The organism is Vibrio ouci, assembly GCF_004551525.1.
GTDB lineage: Bacteria > Pseudomonadota > Gammaproteobacteria > Enterobacterales > Vibrionaceae > Vibrio > Vibrio ouci.
This window is the reverse complement of sequence record NZ_SATR01000008.1, coordinates 40,027-61,257: the sequence shown is the minus strand read 5'-3', so window position 1 is coordinate 61,257 and position 21,231 is coordinate 40,027. Positions and strand designations below refer to the sequence as shown.

Here is a 21,231-nt window from a genome sequence, read left to right as displayed (position 1 = left end):
ATTCTTTTCCTTTGTCTATTTGGTGGCAGCAGCAAGCGGCTTACGGTGACGATTTACGTCACCGTATAACGTTAGTTTCGACCCGCGATCACGCCGCCGTCAACATCCCAAATGGCTCCTGTTACCCAACTTGCTTGATCTGAAAGTAAGAAGCAAATGCTGTTAGCGATATCGGAAGCGAGCCCCACTCGACCGATTGGGTGGAAATCGTTAAATCCATCGAGCGCTTGATCGACTTCTTTTGGATCGATAAATGCTTCATCGATTGGTGTTTTCACAACCGCTGGAGATACAGCATTGACGCGAATGTTGTTGTCAGCCAACTCCATTGCTAAATGCTGCGTCATCGCATGTAACCCTGCTTTTGCCATTGAGTAAGCTGATGACGGTGTCGCTTTGATGGCTTGTTTCGCCCACATAGAGCCAATATTCACAATGCTACCAAATTGGTTCGCGACCATGTTTTTCGCTACCGCTTGGGTAATTTGAAATATCGCTCTATTGAGATCATGGTATCGGTCGTAATCTTGCTCAGTGTGCTCAATAAAGGGTTTAGGATTAAAGTAACCTGCGGCATTGACCAGATAACTGATAGGCTGAACCATGGAATCGATTTTATTGATTAAGCGTGAGACAGAATCAGAGTCGTATAAGTTGGCTTGGAGCGTTTCGACTTCACCAAGTGGAGCAAGCAGAGTTTGTGCCTTTTCAAGCTTTTGTTGGTTGTTGCCAACGATTATTACTGGGATCTGGTCTTGCAATAGTTGTTTGGCCGTTTCGAAGCCCATGCCACTGGAGCCACCAATGATGAGTGCAGTACCTTGATTGTTGTATTTCATTTTCTTGCTCCTGATTGATTGGGACGTGCTAAGATTAAGAGCAATCTAAATGTTTGAATAGTAAGTACAAATCGGTAGGGTAGGTACTTTTTGGTACATCTTTATGAATAACAACGAAAAACTTTTTTCAAGAAAAACGGCACCACAAAACAGTGCTCGCATGGTAGAAGCCATTTATGGGTGTAAATGGTCATTAACCGTATATCAGTTACTTTCTGCTGGGGTAAACCGTCCGGGAGAGATGGTTCGAAATGTTGAGGGGCTGTCGACAAAGGTGCTCAATCAATGCTTGAAGCGCAATGTCGAGTTTGGGATTTTAGATAAAGTGGTATTTAACGAACTGCCACCTAGAGTGGAGTACCAAGTCACCGAATTTGGCGAGAAATTTCTAGCGATTCTCGATCAGTTGGAAGCGCTACAGAGAGAGATTGACGACAAAGCATGAGCGCTATGAGTGTGCGCCCATGCTCACGATAAGCTTATCCTGCAATTAACGCTAAGTTGCGTAAGGCTTTGTAAGCGGCCGTTTGCTGCTCGATTGGCTTACAAACCGACAGTAAGTCATCAATAAAGTGAGACAGAGCGCGAGCTTCGACTTTACGCACGCCACGTTGCTGCGCTTCACTCAGATAGTCATAAACCGATGCGGCGCCAAAATCACCGAAAATCATTTCACCTTGATCATTGATCAGCACATTATGAGCGTAAAGATCGCCATGACAGACCTTATTGGTGTGTAGGTGATTAAATACATCCATCATTTGATCGACGATCATTTCAATTTGAGTGACGGAAAGCGTAAAGTCGGGCTTAAACACATCGCGGGTGCAGGTTTCGAGTGTTGGTGGCAGACCTAGGTTGAAGTAATGGTTAGGAATGAGCTCCATCACAAGCGCAAGGTAATTCTCTTCATTTACCTGACCAATCGATTTGACCAAATTGTCGTGGTTGCCCGTTTGCAGGCAAGCTTGTAGCTCATCTTTCGGATAGCCGTCGCTGGTCACTTCGCCTTTAAAGACTTTCACTGCTACTTCACTCGGAAAATCCAAGTCTTGATTGGTCCAGTTTGCATGAGAGATCACCCCAGAAGCGCCTTGACCTAACACTTGGTTCAGTTGGTAGCTATCAGACGACACAGTCGGCACCGAACTGTTGTGCGTTAAGCGTTCACAGAAAGGATTACCGGCAAAGGCCATCCACGCCAGTTTAGGCAGCTCCAGCAGCACTTCAGGGAAGTGTTCTAGTTGGTTAGCCGATAAACGCACAAGCTCAAGGTTCACTAGGTTAGCGAAGCTCTTTGGTAGCGCCTTAATCTTGTTACCTGCTAAGGCAAGTTTTTGTAAACGTGGGCGAAGGCCTAGTGATTCCGGCAGTGTTTCAATTTGGTTGTCGGTTAAAATCAGCCAGCGAAGATGCTCGGGCAATGACTCTTCTGCCACACGAACAATCTGGTTACTTTTAAAACCGACCATTTCCAATGCGCGACAGCGACCTAGAACCAATGGCAGACGAGTAAAGCGGTTGTTGGAAGCAAACACTATCTTAAGTTTTGGTAACTCACAGAGCCATTCAGGCAGGTCTGTCAGCAGGTTATCTGACAAATCTAATATCTCTAACGAATCAGCTAAAGTTAAAACCTCGAGTGGAAGCTCTGTTAACTGCTGTGAAAGCTTCAGGCGCTGAATACCCTTGAGCTCACCATTGTTAAGTTGTTCTAGTGTGTGCAAACCGTCTGCCTATCTCTACTCATAGATGAAAAAGAGAGCGCATTCTACTCAGGTTGACTGAGAAAGGCGAGGGGGGATTTTGCGCTTCAAAGAGGAAGCGCAAAACATCATTGTTGTTTGAGCTGACGATAACTCAGCAGGGTCAATAGGGCAAAGAAAGCTGGATCGCTCCAGCCGAAACCGACGAAAATCCCGGTGATTCCTGCGTACCCGGTAATGATAACGCCGAGCCCGTTGGCGACAATTAGCGCTTTGAGTAACTGCGTTACTGTCTGTGAATGTTGTACATCTCTAACAAACAGGCTTATGGCCGCCATGCCACCGAGAAAGATACTGGTGTGCTGCGACAAGAAGTAAGCGTACTGATCATTAATTTCTACGCCGTACATTGGCCACATCAAGCTCGGAATGAAAAACAGTGCAAAGGCAAAAGCGGTGTAGATACTGCCATGTAATGTGAAAAAAGCTTTGTTGGTCATGGTCGCTCCTTACCGTCCGATTGGACCTTGGTTGGTTGCCGTCAGTGGTTGGTTTACATCGAAGATAATGCCCCTTACTTCAGGTACGCCCATCGCTTTGAGTCTAGCTGTGTGCATCTCTAGATAGTTTTTGGCGCTCACTTCATCTTCAAATAGATAGATACCGCCGCCTAATTTTTCTGACTCGCTTTCAGTCCAAATTTTCCACACTAAACCGGGCTCGTGGTTGATGGACTCAGCCAGCTCAACGAGTGCGCTAGACATCTCTTCACCCATAGGACCGTGATATTCAAAATCGACTTGTAGTAGTTTCATTTCATCTTCTCCGTTGTTTGTCGTGAACGCGTATTGCTGTTCAATGGAGAGATTATTACCTGTATGAATTGAACAAAAAAGTTCATAATATTGCGTATATGTGTCTAAAAAATTGACAGGTTTGGCGATGAGATTGAAAAGCACGCTAGAGCAATGGCTGACGCTACAAGAGGTCGACAACGCGGGGAGTATTCAAGCGGCAGCGGCTGCACTGAATAAAAGCCATACCACACTCATCTACGCGATTAAAAAGCTGGAAGAGCAGCTAGGGGTCAAGCTGGTGGAAGTGAAGGGGAGGCGAGCCGTTGTCACTGAGCATGGTAAGTCTTTACTTCGCCGCGCGAGCAGTATGCTGGATCAAGCCAGAGAGCTAGAGGATCTGAGTAAGCAAATCTCTGCTGGTGTGGAGTCGGAGATCACCGTTGCGATGGATCACTTATGTAATCCGAGCCTGCTGTATCAACCGATGGCGCAATATCTACAAGGTAACAGCATTACGTCTATACAAGTGGTTGAAACCTCACTCAGCAAAACCACCGAGATGGTCACTAACGAACAAGCCGATATTGCGATCATTACGTTACCAGTGACCAACTACCCAGCGCAGGCGCTTGCGCTGACGAATATGGTGCCCGTTGTTTCAAGTGAGCACCCACTTGCGCAGCAAAGCAGTGTTTGCATGGCTGATTTTTCTACGCTCAGCCAGATTGTGGTGCGAGATCTTGGTGCAAGCAGCTTAGATAGCCGTGAGCAAAATGTCGGTTGGTTAAAAGCAAATCAACGCATAACTGTCGACAACTTTGACCATGCATTTCGCGCAGTTGAGCAAGGAGTTGGCTTTTGTCGCCTTCCTGAGCATATCATCGAGCAAAGGAATCGTGGTCAGTTGACGGTGTTAAAGGTAGAGCAAAATGGCAAGTATCAAGTACCTCTGCATATCACTCTGCCCAAAGGTGCTAAAACTGGTCCTGCTGCCAAATGTTTTTATGAGCTACTGCTAGAAAATGCAATGCAGTCATAATAAAAACAGTGTTAATCATAGAAGTAAGTAATTACTGACAACCCTCTATTTACGATTGAACTGCGCAAAAAGTGATGGACCACACGGGACAATAATTTAGTTGTTTTAGGCGCTCACAAACCGAGATTGATATGCGATATTCGCCCCTAAATACTCAATGTTTTGGTAACAGTGATGAGAACTGAAAAAGAGAAGATGCTAGCGGGTGAGCCTTATGACGCATGGGATAAGCAGCTGTATAGCGAGCGTATTTCGTGTCGTAAATTACTACAAACACTCAATAACAGTATCCCTGATAGCGATGAGTGGCGAGCAGCAATTGACCGCTTAATGCCAGATTCGCAAGGCGCTTATCTTGAGCCGCCATTTCGCTGTGATTACGGCTCAAACATCAAAGTAGGGAGAAACTTCTACGCTAACTTCAATTGTGTTGTCCTTGATGTGGCAGAAGTGCATATTGGCGATAACGTGCTCTTTGCACCTAACGTACAGATCTATACCGCGGGCCACCCATTAGATGTAAAAGGCCGAGTAGAGGAAGGCGTCGAATTTGGGACACCAATTACCATAGGTAACAACGTATGGTTAGGTGGCGGTGTAATTGTTTGCCCAGGTGTCACCATTGGCGACAATAGTGTGATTGGTGCAGGCAGTGTGGTGACTAAAGACGTTCCAGCTAACGTAGTTGCAGCTGGGAACCCATGCCGAGTGATTAAGCCGATCGAGCAATAAGCTTAGCTGATTAGTATCGGTTAGCGACTGAGTGGCAGATACGAGAGCTTAACAGTGTAAAACGACAATTTAAGCTTAGTGAAAATAGACATACGTAAGGAATTGTAATGGCTGACCCACATATTAAATCCCCCATGGATGCACTGGATCATCTTACGGTCATTGTATATCGACTTGGCTTTACACTCGCGTTTCCTGTTATTGCACTGCTGCCGTGGAACATTGGTTTTCCGATTGAGAAGCTTGTCTTTTTGAGTGCGGTAATGTGCGCCTCATCGTTGCATGTCTACAGCAAACCATTTCGTTTATTACTCCAGTTCGCAACTTGGATAGGTATACTTTGTTTTGTGTTTGGTTGGACCGCGATTGGTATAGGCGGCGCTTTTATTACCTTGGGTGGTCTCTGTTATAAAGAATACTTCTGCTTCAAGGTTCCTGGCTTACAGCTGCAACCTCTGATCCTTATGGGGTTGTGGTTTTGCATGATGTTTGATGCCGATGTCGCTGCAAAGATACTCGGCGCAATATCAGCTCTGCTTTTCTTGGTCACGAGTGTTTATAAATGGCGAATGCCACGCTACTTCGATATTGGTGATAAAGCAAAATATGACGTCTAACAAAATCATTAGAATGATAAAAAACCGCGCTAATTGGCGCGTTTTTTTGTTTGTTGCTGTTTCCACTTACACGTCCTTACAAATCCCTATATTTACTAATGATATATTTCTTGGCATATGAAATATAAAGCCGTCTTAATAGGCGGCTTTTTGTTGGAATAAGTATGAGAAAGATAGTTGTTGCCTGCTTATCTACCCTCGCTCTTTTGGGTTGCCAAGATGGACATATTGATGAAGATAAAAGGGCTGGAAACAAGGGAACTGGTTACACTCCGCAAGTCATTACTGAAGCTAATAGCGCAATTTTCAATTTAGTTGGTAATGATCGCCAAACCTATAAAACTGAAAGCTTGGCTCGATTGACCACGTATGCAAATGACAGGATTTTGAGCGCCCTAGGTGCGAAAAGCGTTAATGATCTGATTATGATTGCTGAGCAAGCTTCAATAAACGGAACAGAAACAAAAACACTTTCCAATGGAGATGTGGTTGATTTGGAGGTCTATGCTGTCGATTCATCTTCAGGGCGCCTTTCGCTAACCATCGAAGGTAAGACTGATATTCTAACGATAAATCCGCCAAACCTAATTGAGTCGGAATTCGGGACTAAAACAGCTTATTTTCCTAGGGGCAAAATAGAGGTCTTTTCGGTGGTTAACATCGACCCCGTTCAGTCAATCAGTTCTTTTTTCGTTAAAACGGATAGCGACTTGTATTCGGTGGATATTGAGCAAGGAAAAATCACTTATTTGCATTACGATGATCGTGCAATCTATTCGAGTAGAATTGAGTTTTACAGCAACGCTTCTCAAGTAACTTACGCGATTGGGGGCGAGTATCTGGACCTTTCTTATAATCAAAGTACAGATACATTAACTCGTTGATAACGTTAACTATGAATCATGGGACTATCAATGACCAAGCAGAGCAGCGAACTTTTATGACTAAATATTTAACCTTAGCGATCTGGCTAGTAAGCTTTGGGTCAGCAGCGCAAAGCCTGTGTCTGGAACAAGAAACGGATGAGTTTTCGTGCAAGCTTAAAACCAAGCTTGTTTCGGTCTGTTCCACAGACAATCTTCAGATTTATCGCTTTGGCCTGCCATCTAAGATAGAGTTTGAACTGAGTTCTGAGAGCGCGATTGAACATTATGGATTTAGTGGCGGCGGCGAGCGCGTGATGACGTTTAACAACGGTCAGTATTCGTATGTTGTCAATTCTCGCACTGTTAGAACAGAGTACGTTGTGGGCGGTTGGGATATTGAAACATCAGCCGATCTCATTGTGAGCCGCAATGATGAGATTGTGGCTAGTTGGGAATGCTCAGAAATATTTACTCGTTGATAATTATCCGCTCTTGGTATTAAAAAACCGCACTAATTAGCGCGGTTTTTAGTTTATTGGGTCTGACATTCGGCAGGAGCGGGTCGGTTTTGTCTCAGAGCAAGAATTGCCTGCGGCAGTAATGACATCACAATCATGCCAATCATCAAGCTGTATTGGAATGGGGTGAATGACTCACCAAGTAAAACTAAACCAGTAACAATACCCGCGATTGGGTTAGCGATGCCGCCGAACGTGAAATCAACCACTGACATACGTTGTAGTAGCCACACATACATGCCGTAGCCAAGTGCAGTGTTCAGTCCGACTACCCAAAGTAGACCAGATAGGTTTCTCATTGAGAAGTTGTCTGCGAGTGCTAGGTAGGTTGCAGGTTCTGATATCGCCTGTACAGAGGCTGCGATCGACAGGATTATACCACCTAAAATCAACTGCCAAGTCAGTACCGTCCACCAGTGCATGCGATCGCCAAGTGACTTAGTAATCGAACTGCCTACCACAATACACATGATTGCGGCGAGCATTGCGCCTAAGCCAATAGGATTTAGGCTGATAGAACTTGGGTCAAACAACATCCACGCTAGGCCGATTAGCGCAGCCCCACTTACGGCTTGAATAATGCCTGGGCGATGCTTGTTGATCAGCCAGTTATACAGCATGGCGAATACAGGTACCGAGATCATACCGACACCTGAAATTGCCGAAGGTAGCGTCAAAGCCATCACAAAGATCAAACCGAAGAAGGTTGCGATGTTGATTAACCCTAGGGTAAATAGGATTTGCCAATCGCCCTTTTTCGGTAGGCTTGGTCTAAATGCCAATAGCAGCAGTCCCGCTGGCAGCGCACGAATTGCGCCCAGCAATAGGGGAGGCCAGTCCGCAAGGGTGTATTGCGTGACAGCATAGGTGGTTCCCCAAAAGAACGCCGGTATCATGGCTAATAATATATTCATAGGTACTTATCTTTACGTTAAGATACTTTTGTGGTGAATGTACGCCTAAAATCGATGTTTGTAAAGTATCTTTATGTTAAGATACTTAGAACGACATTTTGTTACTGGAGACAAATTTTCATGGACGCTATTGAAAGAGTAGTTGAGCAGTGGGCTAAGGAAAAGCCAGAGTTAGATACTGAGCCAATGGCCATTATGGGCCGTTTGATGCGTATCGCTAAGTATATGGAGACGGAAGTTGCTCAGTTACACAAGCGCTATGATTTGAAGCTGGGGGAATTTGATGTCCTGGCGACTTTGCGTCGAAGCGGAGAGTCTTTTTGCCTTACCCCGTCAGAATTGATTGATTCGATGATGCTGACATCGGGTGCAATGACCAATCGACTCGATAAGCTGGAAAAGAAACAGCTGATTATCCGTGAACATAGCAAAGAAGATCGCCGCAGTGTTACTGTTCAACTGACTCAAGATGGTTTCATTCTGATTGATAAGATTATTGAAGAGCATGCCGCTGTGCAGGCTAAGCTTGTTAAAGGAATGAACACAAACCAGAAGAAGCAGATCAATACCTTGCTAAAGGGTTGGTTGACTCAGTACGAATAACGCGGAATCAAGATTAAAAAACGCCCTCAATTGAGGGCGTTTTTGTTGGTCGGTAGACACTAGGAAGTTACTAAGAGAGCGTTTCATCGCAATAGAGTTGGGCATGGTCGATGCCACCAAGGGCGCAGCTCTCATCTATATCTGATAGGTCGCCACTTACTCCCACTGCACCCAAGATGTTTTGCTCGGCATCTCGAATCAATAAGCCTCCCGGAACGGGAACCATATTACCGTGTGCGAGAACATTAACAGCAGAGATGAATGCTGGTCGGTTATCGGCATCTTGCGCCAGCTTACGTGAAGAACAGCCAAGTGCGAGTGCTCCCCAAGCTTTGGCAATAGCGATATCTGGTCGCATCATACTGGAACCATCTTGACGTTGGAGAGAGATGAGCTTTCCGCCACTATCAAGGACAGCGACTGTCAGTGGTGCACTTTTGGTTTTTGAACCGGCTTGAAAGGTGCCGTCAATGACACTCAATGCTTGATCTAGAGTTAAACTTCCCATGTTATCTCCTGTTGTGTGCTACCTTTTGGGCTCACAGAGCCCTCAGGTATTACTCAGTCCCATGAAGAAACTGATAGCTTGGTAAGGTCAGGAAGGTGGCGAACTCTTCTGCGGTAGACAACTCGAAGAAAAGGTCAGCAGTTTGTTCAAAGCGGCCTGCTGCATAACGAGTATCACCCACTTCCTGTTTGATAGTGTCGAGCTCTTGGTATAACCAAGTGTGGAACAGCTCTTTAGTAAAAATTTGGCCATCATCGAGAGCCACACTATGGTGGATCCATTGCCAGATGTTGGCGCGCGAAATTTCTGCGGTAGCGGCGTCTTCCATTAAGCCGTAGATTGGTACGCAGCCGTGACCTTGAATCCAAGCCTCGATGTAGTAAAGCGCGATACGAATGTTCTTACGTACGCCCGCTTCATCACGAGTACCATCACAAGGTTTGAGTAGAATGTCAGCGCCAATTTCATGTGAAGGGCTGACAAAGTCTAATTGGTTTGGCTTGCCATCAAGGTTCTTCTCAAACACCGACATGGCTAAATCAACCAACGCTGGGTGCGCAACCCAAGTGCCATCGTGACCATTGCGAGATTCGCGCTCTTTGTCTTCGATAACTTTGGCGGTTACTCGTGACATTTCAGCGGGCTCTTTAGCTGGAATAAACGCCGACATACCGCCCATTGCGAGTGCGCCACGCTGGTGGCAGGTGCGAACTAGCAGTTGGCTATAGGCATTGAGGAATTCTTTATCCATACCGACTACATGACGGTCAGGCAGAATGCGATCGGCGTGATTTTTCAGCGTTTTAATGTAGCTGAAGATGTAATCCCAGCGGCCGCAGTTCATCGCGACAATATGATCACGCATGGCGTAAAGCATCTCATCCATTTGGAAAACCGCTGGCAAGGTTTCGATCAGTACGGTCGCGCGGATCGTGCCGCGTTGAACGCCAAAGTAGTCTTCGGTAAACGAGAAAACATCATCCCACCACTGGGCCTCTTCCATGCTTTCTAGCTTTGGAATGTAGTAATACACGCCCAACCCTTGCTCAGCGCGGGTCAGGTAGTTGTGATAGAAGTAGAGTGCGAAATCCATCAAACAACCTGGAATAGGCTTGTTTGCGTATTGAATTGATTGCTCCGGCAGGTGCAGGCCTCGTGGACGGGCAATCAATAAAGCAGGGTCATCACTAAGCTGATAATGTTTGTTTTTCGCTTGGTCGTGATAACTGATGGTTCTTGCATTCGCATCGCGCAGGTTGATCTGTCCCTCAACCATATTCTCCCAAGTCGGAGAAGAGGCATCTTCGAAACAGCACATAAATACTTTCGCGCCAGAGTTAAGAGCGTTGATCACCATTTTACGGTCAACAGGACCGGTGATCTCTACGCGACGATCCAGTAACTCAGCCGGTGGTGTTGCTACCTTCCAGCTTTTGTTGTCACGAATCGCTTGGGTATCAGAGCGAAAGTTAGGTAATTGACCCGCATCATAGCGTTGTTGTTGTTCTTTGCGGGCTTGTAGTAGGGCATCTCTACGCGGGGCAAACTTCTCGACCAGTTTGGTTAGGAAAGAGAGTGCCTCTTTAGATAGGATGGTTTGGTATTCTGGGTTGTCCATATTACCGACTACGCGCAGACAAGCAGTTTCTTCTTTTTCTGCTACATCGTTCAGACTCATTGTTCGTCTCCTTTAAACAATACCGAATGATTTTGTGTACAAAATCTACCTTTCACGAATACTTATATTTCAATTTATGTAAACAATCAAAGGGTATTTAACATTAATTTTTCATTTGTTCTTCTGGGAAATTATTTTTACGTGAAGATATTTTATGTAAAGCAATGATTTCTAGGGTTTTCAGGGTTAGTGATCACTTAGATTAACTGTTCAATGTTGAAAAAATGTTGCATTTAGGGGTTGCCAAATTCTGAATATGATTCATAGTACACAAAGTATCTTTGAATTGTATACAATCGAAATGGAGGTTCACATGGCAAAGATGAAGGCAATTGAAGCAGCGGTAGAAGTGTTGAAAAAGGAAGGTGTAGACATTGCCTTCGGCGTCCCTGGCGCAGCCATTAACCCTATGTACGCAGCAATGAAAAAGCTTGGTGGTATTGATCATGTACTGGCGCGTCACGTTGAAGGTGCGTCGCACATGGCAGAAGGTTATACCCGTACAAATCAAGACAATATTGGTGTTTGTATCGGTACATCGGGCCCTGCAGGTACCGATATGATCACGGGTTTGTACTCAGCGTCGGCTGACTCAATTCCAATCTTATGTATTACCGGTCAGGCGCCACGCGCTCGTTTACATAAAGAAGATTTCCAAGCGGTAGACATTGAATCTATTGCTAAGCCTGTCACTAAGTGGGCAACGACTGTTCTAGAACCCGCACAGGTGCCACGTGCATTCCAGCAAGCGTTTCATTTGATGCGCTCAGGTCGCCCTGGCCCTGTACTTATCGACCTTCCGCTTGATGTTCAGCTAACGGAAATCGAGTTTGATATCGATACCTATGAACCATTGGAAGCGTATCAACCAAAAGCGACTCGTGCTCAAGTTGAGAAAGCGCTGGAGATGATGTGTGAGTCTGCCAATCCACTGATCGTTTCTGGTGGTGGCGTCATTAACGCTGGCGCTGAAGAGCTGTTGCAACAGTTCGCTGAAATCACGGGCGTACCTGTCGTACCAACTTTGATGGGTTGGGGTTCTATCGCTGATGATCATGAACTGATGGCAGGTATGGTTGGTCTACAAACGTCGCACCGTTACGGTAATGCGACCATGTTGGAGTCTGACTTCGTATTTGGTATTGGTAACCGCTGGGCGAACCGTCATACCGGTTCACTGGATGTGTACACCAAAGGGCGTAAGTTTGTTCACGTTGATATTGAACCAACGCAAATTGGTCGCGTGTTCTGTCCAGATTTAGGCATTGTGTCTGATGCAAAAGCAGCGCTAGAGCTATTAGTCGAAGTGGCGCGTGAATGGCGTGACGCAGGCAAGTTGCCAAACCGCAGCGCGTGGGTAGGCGAATGTCAGCAGCGTAAAGCAACCATGCTACGTAAAACGCATTACACAGATGCACCAATCAAACCAATGCGTGTTTATGAAGAGATGAACAAAGCGTTCGATCGCGATACATGTTACGTCAGCACCATCGGTCTCTCGCAGATTGCTGCTGCGCAATTCCTACATGTCTACAAGCCTCGTCACTGGATTAACTGTGGTCAGGCGGGTCCATTAGGTTGGACGACACCAGCCGCATTGGGTGTACGTGCTGCGGATCCTAATCGTGACATCGTAGCGATTTCAGGTGACTACGACTTCCAGTTCATGATTGAAGAATTAGCGGTCGGTGCGCAGTTCAATCTGCCTTATATCCACGTATTGGTGAACAACTCTTACCTAGGTCTGATTCGTCAAGCGCAGCGTCAATTTGATATCGATTACTGTGTGCAACTGGCCTTTGAAAACCAAAACGCCCCAGAGCTAAACGGCTACGGTGTTGACCACGTAACGGTTGTAGAAGGCTTAGGTTGTAAAGCGATTCGTGTAACGGACCCTGAGCAGATGCAAGCGGCATTCGCAGAAGCGAAAGAGCTGATGAACAAGCACAAAGTACCCGTCGTAGTTGAAGTGATTCTAGAGCGCGTAACCAACATTGCAATGGGTGTTGAAATTAACGCAATCAATGAATTTGAAGCGCTTGCTGAAAATGCAGACGATGCGCCAACCGCACTGATTCATCGTGGCTAATTAGGAATAAAAGGAAATCACAATGGCAAAGTTTGCAGCAAATTTATCCATGTTATTTACCGAACTGGAATTTGAAGATCGCTTTGAAGCCGCAGCAAAAGCTGGCTTTCAAGGTGTGGAGTATCTTTTCCCTTATGCGCTGGAAGCAAAGCAAATTAAGGAGAAGCTAGATGAAAACCAACTTACCCAAGTGCTGTTCAACTTTCCGGCCGGCGATTGGGAAGCGGGCGAGCGCGGTATCGCGGTGGACCCAAAGCGAATTGAAGAGTTCCAAGCTGGGGTCGCCAAGGCCATTGAATACGCCAAAGTATTGGGTAATACCCAAATCAACTGCCTCGCAGGGATCGTTCCACAAGGGGTAAGTGAGCACGATGCCCACGCTGCGTTCGTCATCAACTTACGTTATGCCACGCAAGCATTGAAAGAAGCGGGTATTCGCTTGGTGATTGAAGCGATCAACACCCGTGATATTCCGGGTTTCTTCCTCAATACCACAGAGCAAGCCAAAGCGGTGATTAAAGAAGTCGGCAGCGATAACTTGTTTATCCAGTATGACATCTACCACATGCAGATCATGGAAGGGGACCTTACCCCAACTATGACGGCAAACATCGACCAAATTGCGCACGTTCAATTGGCCGACAACCCAGGTCGTCATGAGCCGGGTACGGGTGAAATCAACTACCCGTTCGTTCTAAAGCATTTAGATGACCTTGGTTATCAGGGTTGGGTGGGCTGTGAATACAAGCCGAAAACCACCACGACTGAAGGTCTAGATTGGATCAACCTATACCGCTAATGCGGTGAATGCCCATCGACAGTGGTGGGCAAACGTTACGGAGAACAGATTATGAAAATTGCATTTATTGGTACAGGTATTATGGGCCGCCCAATGGCCGCGAATCTACAAAAAGCGGGCTATGAGTTGGTGTTGTCTGATCACTTTAACCCAGCGCCCCAAGACCTTGTTGATGCAGGTGCTCAGGTGGTGAATTCTGCTCAAGCAGCAACAGAAGCGGCAGATGTGGTTATCTTGATGGTACCAAACACGCCACAAGTCGAAGATGTGCTATTTGGTGATAACGGTGTCGAAGCGGGCCTAACTGCAGGTGGCGCAGAAGGTAAACTGGTTATCGACATGAGCTCTATCTCGCCAATGGCAACCAAAGCGATTGCAGCTCGCGTTAATGAAAGCGGCGCACAGTACCTTGACGCTCCGGTATCTGGTGGTGAAGTTGGCGCGATCAACGCGGCACTGAGCATCATGGTTGGTGGCTCTCAACAAGCATTCGATAAGGCACGTCCACTGTTCGAGGTGATGGGCAAAAACATTACGCTAGTGGGTGAAAACGGAGCAGGTCAAACGTGTAAAGTCGCTAACCAAATCATCGTAGCGCTTAACATTGAAGCGGTATCGGAAGCGTTAGTTTTTGCTTCGAAAGCGGGCGCTGATCCAGCGCGCGTTCGTCAGGCGCTATTGGGTGGCTTTGCGAGCTCGAAGATTCTAGAAGTACACGGCGAGCGTATGATTGAAGGTACGTTTGATCCTGGCTTTAGAATCTCGCTTCACCAGAAGGACCTTGATTTGGCTCTAACGGGTGCTAAAGAGCTCGAAGTCGCACTACCAAACACGCAAACGGCGCAAGAGCTGTTTGAAGATTGCGCAGCGCTAGGTGGCCAAGATTGGGATCACTCTGCGCTTATCAAAGCAATCGAGAAGCGTTCTAACCACTCAATCCGAGATTAAGGTTTGGGCGCTGAAATTAACTGTTGAGGTTAGTTTCCGTCTGGGGTGGTTAGGACTCCTCTCCCTGCCACCTCAATAACTGTATCAATCATGGTGACTCCACTGTAGGGATGTTCGTTAGATTGGTATTGCTTAAAATCGCGTAGTTTTTCGTCTCCTTTTGTACGCGTTCCCGTTGTAAGACAATAGGTAGGAGCATCCTCGGGCTCCGTCTTAGCAGGCACCTAGCGGGCTTACTTCGGGATTTTTTCTTGGTCACTCTACGTCATGCACTGTTGGCGCAATAAAACGCTTGGGCAGGTATGCTATGTTAACCCTAGTGAAGAGTAGGGTTTCGAGAAACAAAAGAGATGCAGTTAAATACGTTAATCGCAAGACAAATCGTTGAGCGCGCGACAAAGATTATCCAGTTTCCTGTCAACGTGATGGATGAAAATGGACAGATAATTGGTTCAAGCGATCCCGCTCGTTTACATCGCACTCATGAAGGGGCATTGCTAGCGATTCATGATAACCGCACTGTGGAAATCAACCATACGGTTGCGAGTACTTTGATTGGGGTAAAAGAAGGTATTAACTTACCGGTTGTGTATCAAGACAACGTGATTGGTGTGGTGGGGATCTCTGGCCAGCCAGATGAAGTGAGAAGCTATGGTGAGCTGGTCAAGATGGCCGCTGAGCTGATCATAGAACAAGAAGCCTTGATGGCGCAGATTCAGTGGAATAAACGTCATCGTGAAGAGCTGTTACTGCAGTTGATTCAAGGCTCAACTTTAAGTGAAAACCAGTTGTTGTCGATTGCTGAGCGTTTGGATTTAAATTTATCTCAGCCAAGAATCGCGGCAACGGTCAAAGTGATACCTAAGCAAGGGCAGCCATTAACGCAAGAGCATTTGCAAAAACTAGTGCACTTATTGGAATACCCTGAACGAGACAACATTGTCGGTACTGTCTCGGTGTCGATGAACGAAGTGGTGGTGCTAAAGCCAGTGACGGTAACCAATGGCACTTGGAATCAAGAAGAAGAAAAAGCGCGAGTAAAGAAGCTGCTTAAACGGATCGCCCAAGAAGCTGACTTTTCGATCAAGATAGCTATGGGGCAATACTTTCCCGGTGTTGATGGACTCGCGCGTTCGTATGAAACCGCTAAAGCGACCATGGCGGGGGCTGATAACAGTAAGCAAGCGATATTGTTTTATCAGGAACACAAGTTAGCCGTGTTGGTTGGTGGCTTAAAACAAGACCAATGGCGACGCGCGCAGTTGCTCGAACCTCTAGAGTTACTGCAAAGAAAAGATGAAAAAGGCGTGCTGTTGAAAACATTGCGAGTATTTTTTGATCAGGACTGCGATCTGGCTCAAACTTGTGCAGCTCTACATATTCACCGAAATACACTTCGATATCGACTAGAGAAGATAGAAGAAGTAACTAATTTAAAAATCAATAATTTAGATCATAAGGTGCAGTTATATTTGGCTATGAAATGCCTATGAATTAGCAAGGCGTTTTGTGCAATGTGACAATTATAGAGTGACTTTGGATTGATAAATTTGTCATTTTGCATAAAGGAATGGCGCTTGATTCACTGAATAATAACACCGTCCCTACAGGCAACCTGAACGTTTGGCATGAGGCTAAGTGTTCAGAGCGAATACTATAATAAACGGAGTTATCATGAGTCTAATCTTAATCTTGCTGGGGGTGATAGCCTTTATCGTCCTCGCAACAACCAAATTTAAACTACACCCTTTTCTCGCACTGATCGTTGCGGCCTTTTTAGCGGCTTTTGCCTATGGCCTACCTGCAGACAGTATCGCGAAAACCATCGCATCTGGCTTTGGTGGCATCTTAGGTTACATCGGTCTAGTGATTGTTCTAGGTACCATCATCGGTGTCATCTTAGAAAAAAGTGGCGCTGCGATTACCATGGCAGACACGGTGATTAAAGTACTGGGTGAGCGTTTCCCAACGTTAACCATGAGCATCATCGGCTACATTGTATCGGTACCAGTATTTTGTGACTCGGGCTTCGTTATTCTGAACTCGCTAAAAGAGTCTCTTGCTAACCGTCTAAAAACATCCAGCGTGGCGATGAGTGTCGCTCTAGCAACCGGTCTGTATGCGACACATACTTTTGTGCCACCAACGCCGGGCCCAATTGCGGCTGCGGGTAACCTAGGTCTAGAGTCTAACCTCGGTTTAGTGATTGGCGTCGGTATCTTTGTAGCAGCTACGGCAGCGATTGCCGGTATGTTGTGGGCCAACCGCTTTAAAGACGTTGAACCTGATGGTGGCGACCACGCTGAAGAAGTAAAGCAAGATTGGAAAGAGCTGAAAGCGTCATACGGTGAACTACCAACAGCAGGCCAAGCATTTGCCCCAATTTTCGTTCCTATTTTGCTTATCTGTTTAGGCTCTATTGCTAAATTCCCAAGCTTACCGCTGGGTGATGGTGCATTGTTTGATGTGCTGTCGTTCTTAGGTCAGCCACTGACAGCGTTAATCATAGGTCTGTTCTTGTCGGTTCGCCTACTGAAAAGCGACAACAAGGTGGAAGAGTTCGGCGAACGCATCAGCCAAGGTATTACTGCCGCGGCGCCAATTCTACTTATCACAGGTGCTGGTGGCGCATTTGGTGCTGTATTAAAAGCAACTCCGCTAGGTGAATACCTAGGAACGACATTATCTGCATTAGGCGTGGGTATCTTTATGCCATTTATCGTCGCTGCGGCGTTGAAATCAGCGCAAGGTTCATCGACGGTGGCTTTGGTAACAACATCAGCACTTGTTGCGCCAATGTTGGCTCAACTGGGACTAGACTCTGAAATGGGACGAGTTCTAACGGTAATGGCGATTGGTGCAGGTGCGATGACCGTATCGCATGCCAATGACAGCTTCTTCTGGGTGGTTTCGCAGTTTAGCCGCATGTCAGTTGGGTTAGCGTATCGCGCTCAAACCATGGCAACGCTGGTTCAAGGCGTGACTGCAATGGCACTGGTTTACATTCTAAGTCTTGTTCTACTGTAGCAAGCTATAAAAAGGAACTTATATGAAGGTAGTTATCGCTCCTGATTCTTACAAAGAAAGTTTAACCGCTATGGAAGTGGCAACTGCGATTGAAAGTGGTTTTAAAGAAATCATGCCAGACGCAGAGTACATTAAACTGCCGATGGCGGATGGAGGCGAAGGCACGGTGCAATCTTTGGTCGACGCAACAGGGGGCGATATTGTCTCTGTTGCGGTGACAGGCCCACTTGGTCAATCCGTTGAAGGTTTTTACGGATTACTCGGTGACGGTTCTACCGCTGTGATTGAAATGGCAGCGGCATCAGGTTTGCACTTAGTCGAACCAAGTCAGCGTAACCCACTGCTCACCACAACGTATGGTACAGGCGAGTTAGTGAAAGCAGCGTTAGACAAAGGCGTTAACCATATCATCATTGGCATTGGTGGTAGCTCTACCAATGATGGTGGTGTCGGTATGGCACAAGCGCTTGGAGCGAAACTATTGGATGCGAAAGGCAACGACCTGCCTTTCGGTGGCGGAGCGTTAGCCAATCTTACAACGATTGATCTGTCAGGTTTGGATCCTCGCCTAGCGAGTGTTGAGCTTGAAGTTGCGTGTGATGTAGATAACCCATTGTGCGGACCGAAAGGTGCTTCGCATGTGTTTGGTCCGCAAAAAGGCGCAACGCCAGAGATGATCAAGCAGCTAGATGCCAACTTAGCGCACTATGCTGGCGTGATTCGTCAAACTAACGGTAATGATGTCATTGACCAAGCTGGTGCAGGTGCGGCAGGTGGTCTTGGCGCTGCACTATTAGGTCTGTTCGATGCAACGCTTCGCCCAGGTATCAGCATCGTGATGGATGCTGTTAACCTTGCTGAAGTGGTCAAAGATGCCGATTTAGTGATTACCGGTGAAGGGCGCATTGATAGCCAAACCATTCACGGCAAAACACCGATTGGTGTGGCGCGTACGGCGAAGCTATATAACCTTCCAGTGATTGGCATTGCGGGCAGCACGGCGCAAGATTGCCGAGTGGTGCATGACCACGGCTTAGATGCGGTCTACAGTGTGGTACTCGGTGCAACCGACTTGCCAACCGCACTTAAAGAAGCGGCATTTAATGTCGAGATGACTTCACGTAATGTCGCTGCAGCATTGGCGATGACGTTCAAATAATTTCCTATTTTACACTGTAAACGGCCGCTATCTAGCGGCCGTTTTTGTATTTATTCACCGGAAAAAGCTTGTTAAGGCACGGTTAATGGGCGCTCGCGCTGCTATTATCCCCTTATACTTGAGCCATTGGTCTGATTGGCGCATCAAAGGAGTTAAGCAATGAAAGGTAGGCTGGCTATAGCGTTAGGTTTGACGATAAGCACTCATGCATACTCTGCACAAGTTGCAGATATGCTTCTCACCAATGGGGTGATACACGGGCATCCTAACGCCAATTCCGTTGCTATCGCCGATGGTAAGATTCTGCAGGTGGGAAACGGTGAGGAGATGGATGCTTTTATCGATGATTCGACCAATCTAATAGATCTGCAAGGTGGCTTTGTTTCTCCCGGTTTTATCGATAACCACAACCATGTCTTTGAAGCCGCATCAGACGCTGGATCTCAGTGTGAGTTAAGCCTTGATGAAGGACTGCGTGGTCAAGTCTCCTACCTAAAAGCTTGTCGGAAACAAACCCAACGAGGCGAGTGGATCATGGGCTATGGCTTCTCGATAGAGTCGTTACTGGCAGATGAGGACGACAGCACGCCATTGCAGGTGATTGATTCCATTTTTCCTGAGCAGCCTGTGATCTTTATGGAGCAAACTTCCCATTCGATGTGGGTGAACTCTGCGGCGCTAAGGCAAGCTGGGATCACTAAACAATCTCCCGATCCGCAAGGGGGTAAGATCTTAAAAGACGAAGAGACCGGAGAGCTAGTCGGTATCTTGCTCGACAACGCGGGTGATCTGGTGCTTGAGCTGGCTTGGAACAGCTTGCGTGATCAGTTTGAGCAAAGCTATCAAGGATTAATGCAAGGTTTGGATCAAGCGAGAGCGCATGGTATCACGACCATTGGTGATGGGCGCTTATATTGGAAACGTGGCTGGTATGAAGTGTGGCAGAAAGCCGAAGAAAGTGGTGAGCTCACTGCTCGCGTCTCTTTACGACCTTGGATCTACCCAACCGAGCCAATGCCAGCACAGTTAAAGTATCTGAAATCGATTCATTCAGACGATAATTCTCAGTTAATGCTGGTGGATCAGGTCAAAATGTACAGCGATGGCATCTTAATTAATGGTACGGCGAAGATGCTCGCTCCTTACTTATTTACTTATGTTCCGGAAGAGCCATACGGGATTAATTACATTGAACCCAAATCGATGTCCAAGTGGCTCAAAGAGCTCGACAATATAGGCTATGGCGCACACATTCATGCGATTGGTGATGGGGCGATTAGAGAATCTTTGAATGCGATAGAGTCGGTCCGTAGCCAAGGCAGTAACAAAGACTACACCTTAACTCATGTCGAGTTAGTGAACTCGAAAGACATTCCCCGCTTTGCTCAGCTTAATGTGACGGCTGACTTTCAGGTTGGCTCTGATTATGTCGCTTATCATGAACATCAGTGGGCGGAAGCCTTCTTAGGCGCTAAGCGAACTCGTGCGTTGATGAACCTTAAAGTGCTATTCGACACAGGTGCTAACGTTACCTTAAGCAGTGACTGGAATGTTCACGACATTAACCCGCTGGTTGGTATAGGCAATAGCATTATCATGGGCGATACCGGCTTACCAGATACCATAGCGGCGCTCGATGCCTATACGATCAATGCAGCAAAGAGCTTAGGCATTGACGATATTACCGGGTCAATTGATGTAGGAAAGTCCGCTGACTTTGCGGTGCTATCACATAATATTACCTTGTTGTCTCCAGATGAAATTAAAGCAGCGGAAGTTTGGATGACGATCGTTAGAGGTAAAGTGGTATTTGAGTAGTATTGGCTATCGGTCAATTATTAATAGTGTAGAGTCGATTTTATGTTTAAATATTCATATTAAATTGATTTCATTGTGATAGGTTTTATATTTAATCTCCGCTTATCAATTAGTAATATTAACCTTTCGCGTTGTAAGGTTAATATTCGGTTTTTACAGTTGTACTCTTTATAATGGTCATTATTTCGTCGGTATTGTCACATTTGATGAACTAAAAGATGTCCAATTATATAAACTATGATTATCTTAGAGTTGTTACTTTGGAATTTTATTATCAATAAGGAGGTAACATGAAAAAATACAATAATTCTAGTGTTTGGTTTACCCTCGATTATAAAATTGCTCTGTTCTTCCCTCATTAAGTTATAGCTATAGCCTTCGCACGTCCAGTGCACACAACCCTGAACAGTATTTATCTTGACGCACCTTTAACGTATCTAGGGGCATATTGACCATTTCGTTCATGGGTTCATTTTCCAGTTCAATTATAATTTTGGGTTTAAATACCCAAGGTGCTGTTTTGTCTGGAAATAATAAAACCTATCTTTGCTGAATTAATTATTTAGTGGAGAGG

At 46.1% G+C, this 21,231-nt stretch carries 22 protein-coding genes; 15 read left to right on the top strand and 7 right to left on the bottom strand.

Annotated elements, in window-relative coordinates; translation table 11 throughout:
- Positions 1–71 precede the first annotated feature (71 nt).
- Positions 72–839, bottom strand: a complete 768-nt coding sequence (locus tag ELS82_RS07425; RefSeq protein WP_134834930.1) for an SDR family NAD(P)-dependent oxidoreductase — start codon at positions 837–839, stop codon at positions 72–74.
- Between the two features lie 103 nt (positions 840–942).
- Here ELS82_RS07425 and ELS82_RS07420 point away from each other — a divergent pair, with 103 nt between their 5' ends.
- A complete protein-coding gene (locus tag ELS82_RS07420) occupies positions 943–1,284 on the top strand; it encodes a winged helix-turn-helix transcriptional regulator (protein WP_134834929.1) in 342 nt (113 codons plus the stop codon).
- Between the two features lie 34 nt (positions 1,285–1,318).
- On the opposite strand, the gene ELS82_RS07415 is transcribed toward ELS82_RS07420, so the two are convergent.
- From ELS82_RS07415 to ELS82_RS07405, 3 genes are all read right to left on the bottom strand, one after another.
- Positions 1,319–2,566 (bottom strand): leucine-rich repeat-containing protein kinase family protein, encoded by a 1,248-nt coding sequence (locus ELS82_RS07415; protein WP_134834928.1) that lies wholly within the window; start codon positions 2,564–2,566, stop codon positions 1,319–1,321.
- 107 nt (positions 2,567–2,673) lie between these two features.
- Positions 2,674–3,045 (bottom strand): hypothetical protein, encoded by a 372-nt coding sequence (locus tag ELS82_RS07410; RefSeq protein WP_134834927.1) that lies wholly within the window; start codon positions 3,043–3,045, stop codon positions 2,674–2,676.
- Positions 3,046–3,054: 9 nt separating this feature from the next.
- Complete coding sequence (locus ELS82_RS07405) at positions 3,055–3,360, bottom strand: monooxygenase (protein WP_134834926.1); 306 nt, start codon at positions 3,358–3,360, stop codon at positions 3,055–3,057.
- 127 nt (positions 3,361–3,487) lie between these two features.
- On the opposite strand from ELS82_RS07405, the gene ELS82_RS07400 reads away from it, so the two are divergent.
- From ELS82_RS07400 to ELS82_RS07380, 5 genes are all read left to right on the top strand, one after another.
- On the top strand, positions 3,488–4,381 hold the full coding sequence (locus ELS82_RS07400) for a LysR family transcriptional regulator (RefSeq protein ID WP_134834925.1): 894 nt from the start codon (positions 3,488–3,490) through the stop codon (positions 4,379–4,381).
- Positions 4,382–4,555: 174 nt separating this feature from the next.
- Positions 4,556–5,113 (top strand): sugar O-acetyltransferase, encoded by a 558-nt coding sequence (locus ELS82_RS07395; protein WP_134834924.1) that lies wholly within the window; start codon positions 4,556–4,558, stop codon positions 5,111–5,113.
- 107 nt (positions 5,114–5,220) lie between these two features.
- Entirely contained in the window at positions 5,221–5,730 is a 510-nt protein-coding gene (locus tag ELS82_RS07390) for a DUF2301 domain-containing membrane protein (RefSeq protein WP_134834923.1), read from the top strand.
- Between the two features lie 164 nt (positions 5,731–5,894).
- Entirely contained in the window at positions 5,895–6,614 is a 720-nt protein-coding gene (locus ELS82_RS07385) for a hypothetical protein (protein ID WP_134834922.1), read from the top strand.
- A gap of 56 nt (positions 6,615–6,670) precedes the next feature.
- A complete protein-coding gene (locus tag ELS82_RS07380) occupies positions 6,671–7,075 on the top strand; it encodes a hypothetical protein (protein ID WP_134834921.1) in 405 nt (134 codons plus the stop codon).
- 53 nt (positions 7,076–7,128) lie between these two features.
- Here ELS82_RS07380 and ELS82_RS07375 read toward each other — a convergent pair whose 3' ends face one another.
- Positions 7,129–8,028, bottom strand: a complete 900-nt coding sequence (locus tag ELS82_RS07375) for a DMT family transporter (RefSeq protein WP_134834920.1) — start codon at positions 8,026–8,028, stop codon at positions 7,129–7,131.
- 120 nt (positions 8,029–8,148) lie between these two features.
- On the opposite strand from ELS82_RS07375, the gene ELS82_RS07370 reads away from it, so the two are divergent.
- Positions 8,149–8,631: a MarR family winged helix-turn-helix transcriptional regulator gene (locus ELS82_RS07370; RefSeq protein WP_134834919.1), complete on the top strand. Its 483-nt coding sequence runs from the start codon at positions 8,149–8,151 to the stop codon at positions 8,629–8,631.
- 70 nt (positions 8,632–8,701) lie between these two features.
- On the opposite strand, the gene ELS82_RS07365 is transcribed toward ELS82_RS07370, so the two are convergent.
- Together ELS82_RS07365 and aceB are read right to left on the bottom strand one after the other, a co-directional pair.
- Positions 8,702–9,139: a GlcG/HbpS family heme-binding protein gene (locus ELS82_RS07365; RefSeq protein WP_053439320.1), complete on the bottom strand. Its 438-nt coding sequence runs from the start codon at positions 9,137–9,139 to the stop codon at positions 8,702–8,704.
- Positions 9,140–9,188: 49 nt separating this feature from the next.
- A complete protein-coding gene (aceB, locus tag ELS82_RS07360) occupies positions 9,189–10,817 on the bottom strand; it encodes a malate synthase A (protein WP_134834918.1) in 1,629 nt (542 codons plus the stop codon).
- Between the two features lie 313 nt (positions 10,818–11,130).
- Between aceB and gcl the strand changes: the two genes are divergently transcribed.
- From gcl to tnaC, 8 genes are all read left to right on the top strand, one after another.
- Positions 11,131–12,906 carry a glyoxylate carboligase gene (gene gcl / locus ELS82_RS07355; protein ID WP_134834917.1) on the top strand — a complete coding sequence of 592 codons (1,776 nt, stop codon included), beginning with the start codon at positions 11,131–11,133 and terminating at the stop codon, positions 12,904–12,906.
- A gap of 22 nt (positions 12,907–12,928) precedes the next feature.
- Positions 12,929–13,705 (top strand): hydroxypyruvate isomerase, encoded by a 777-nt coding sequence (gene hyi / locus ELS82_RS07350; RefSeq protein ID WP_134834916.1) that lies wholly within the window; start codon positions 12,929–12,931, stop codon positions 13,703–13,705.
- A 48-nt stretch (positions 13,706–13,753) separates the two neighbouring features.
- Positions 13,754–14,653, top strand: coding sequence for a 2-hydroxy-3-oxopropionate reductase (locus tag ELS82_RS07345; RefSeq protein ID WP_208733149.1), 900 nt, complete (start codon positions 13,754–13,756; stop codon positions 14,651–14,653).
- Between the two features lie 350 nt (positions 14,654–15,003).
- Positions 15,004–16,146 carry a sugar diacid recognition domain-containing protein gene (locus ELS82_RS07340; RefSeq protein WP_134834914.1) on the top strand — a complete coding sequence of 381 codons (1,143 nt, stop codon included), beginning with the start codon at positions 15,004–15,006 and terminating at the stop codon, positions 16,144–16,146.
- Positions 16,147–16,327: 181 nt separating this feature from the next.
- Positions 16,328–17,680: a GntP family permease gene (locus ELS82_RS07335; protein ID WP_053439314.1), complete on the top strand. Its 1,353-nt coding sequence runs from the start codon at positions 16,328–16,330 to the stop codon at positions 17,678–17,680.
- A gap of 22 nt (positions 17,681–17,702) precedes the next feature.
- Positions 17,703–18,839, top strand: coding sequence for a glycerate kinase (locus ELS82_RS07330; protein ID WP_134834913.1), 1,137 nt, complete (start codon positions 17,703–17,705; stop codon positions 18,837–18,839).
- 159 nt (positions 18,840–18,998) lie between these two features.
- Positions 18,999–20,657, top strand: a complete 1,659-nt coding sequence (locus ELS82_RS07325) for an amidohydrolase (protein ID WP_134834912.1) — start codon at positions 18,999–19,001, stop codon at positions 20,655–20,657.
- 290 nt (positions 20,658–20,947) lie between these two features.
- Positions 20,948–21,019 carry a tryptophanase leader peptide gene (tnaC, locus tag ELS82_RS27480; protein WP_071816296.1) on the top strand — a complete coding sequence of 24 codons (72 nt, stop codon included), beginning with the start codon at positions 20,948–20,950 and terminating at the stop codon, positions 21,017–21,019.
- The last annotated feature ends 212 nt before the right edge of the window (positions 21,020–21,231 follow it).